2 protein-coding genes are annotated in these 1,145 nt (G+C 61.7%); one reads left to right on the top strand and one right to left on the bottom strand.

Annotated features, from left to right (window positions below):
- The first annotated feature begins 108 nt into the window (after positions 1–108).
- On the top strand, positions 109–441 hold the full coding sequence (locus tag ACFOYX_RS08350) for a hypothetical protein (RefSeq protein WP_322444146.1): 333 nt from the start codon (positions 109–111) through the stop codon (positions 439–441).
- A 165-nt stretch (positions 442–606) separates the two neighbouring features.
- On the opposite strand, the gene ACFOYX_RS08345 is transcribed toward ACFOYX_RS08350, so the two are convergent.
- Positions 607–1,026 (bottom strand): hypothetical protein, encoded by a 420-nt coding sequence (locus tag ACFOYX_RS08345; protein WP_377533865.1) that lies wholly within the window; start codon positions 1,024–1,026, stop codon positions 607–609.
- Positions 1,027–1,145 lie beyond the last annotated feature (119 nt).

Genomic DNA, 1,145 nt, shown 5'->3' with positions numbered 1-1,145 from the left:
ACGTCTACACCGCCCTGCTCGCCGACTTCATCGCCCTGACCACTTGACCTCCATAGGAGCATCAGTGATGGGGTTCCGCAGGTTTCCTTCTGTCACTACGCTCTGATCATGTTGCTTCCACCGCGACGGCGTTGGGTCCTCGCGCATGCTTGTGTGATTCTGGCGTTGTTGGTGGTTTTCTACACCTCTTTCCCGATCAGCGACCATTCTTCATTGGCATTCACTGCTACGGGCCTGTCTGGAGTCGGCATCCAGATGTTGGGGATGCCATGGGTCTGGCTCCTCAATGCGATGCAGTTTGATAAGGAAAACGAGATCCTCGGCGCTTTCCGCGACCTGCGCTTCTTTGGTCCCGCGCTGTTGAATCTTGCCTTCCACGCAGGGGTGGTGGTATCGCTGAGGCGCGTGCGAGCGAACACACGCAATGAAGCTCATCGCTAACTGGGTGACGACCGGGGCGGCCGACGCCGGACGCCCACGGACGATGGCGGACTGTTCCGGCAGGTCAACCCGGCTAATCGCCCAGCTCATCGACAGCTGATCATTCTTTCGGCACGAAGTGGTCAACTCAGGGAGTCGGCTGACCTTGCCGCCTGCCGGCCCGCCTTATTTCGCCCTCCGGCCAGCGCTGGCCCACACTCCCAGAAGCAGGAAAAAGACTCCGAGGATGAGGTCCTTGAACTCTTCTGCGGCTTGAGGGTGTGCTGCCTTGAAGCTCAGATACCAGGCCGTGAAGAGGTAGATAGCGGTCGCTATGCCAGCTGTCTTCACACTAGGGCGAACGAGCCACAGCCCGAGGTCCCGTGCATACTCGGCCCAAACCTCGCCGAGGCCAGGACCGACGTCGACCAAGCCGTTCTTAAGAGGCGTCCAGAGCAGCGGCGGTGATTTGTAGATTGCCGGGCCGTTGACGGCAACGAGCTTGGCGGCCATCCCGGCGCTCTCGAACAGCTTGCTGCTCGCGGCGACGCTCTCGACCAAGCTGCTGATGGCAGGGCCGTTGACGGCGGCGAGCTTGGCGGCCATGCCGACGCTCTCGAACAGCTTGCTGCTCGCGGCGACGCTCTCGACCAAGCTGCTGATGCTGCTCGCGGCGACGCTCTCGACCAAGCTGCTGATGGCAGGGCCGTTGACGGCGGCGAGCT

This window comes from Micromonospora sp. GCM10011541, from assembly GCF_042650725.1.
Classification (GTDB): Bacteria; Actinomycetota; Actinomycetes; order Mycobacteriales; family Micromonosporaceae; genus Micromonospora; species Micromonospora sicca.
The sequence above is the reverse complement of the archived record's forward strand: the minus strand, read 5'-3'. Positions and strand labels throughout refer to the sequence as shown.

Coding starts and splice junctions, on each gene's coding strand:
- ACFOYX_RS08350 (WP_322444146.1), top strand. CDS start 109: ATGTTGCTTCCACCGCGACGGCGTTGGGTCCTCGCGCATGCTTGTGTG.
- ACFOYX_RS08345 (WP_377533865.1), bottom strand. CDS start 1,026: ATGGCCGCCAAGCTCGCCGCCGTCAACGGCCCTGCCATCAGCAGCTTG.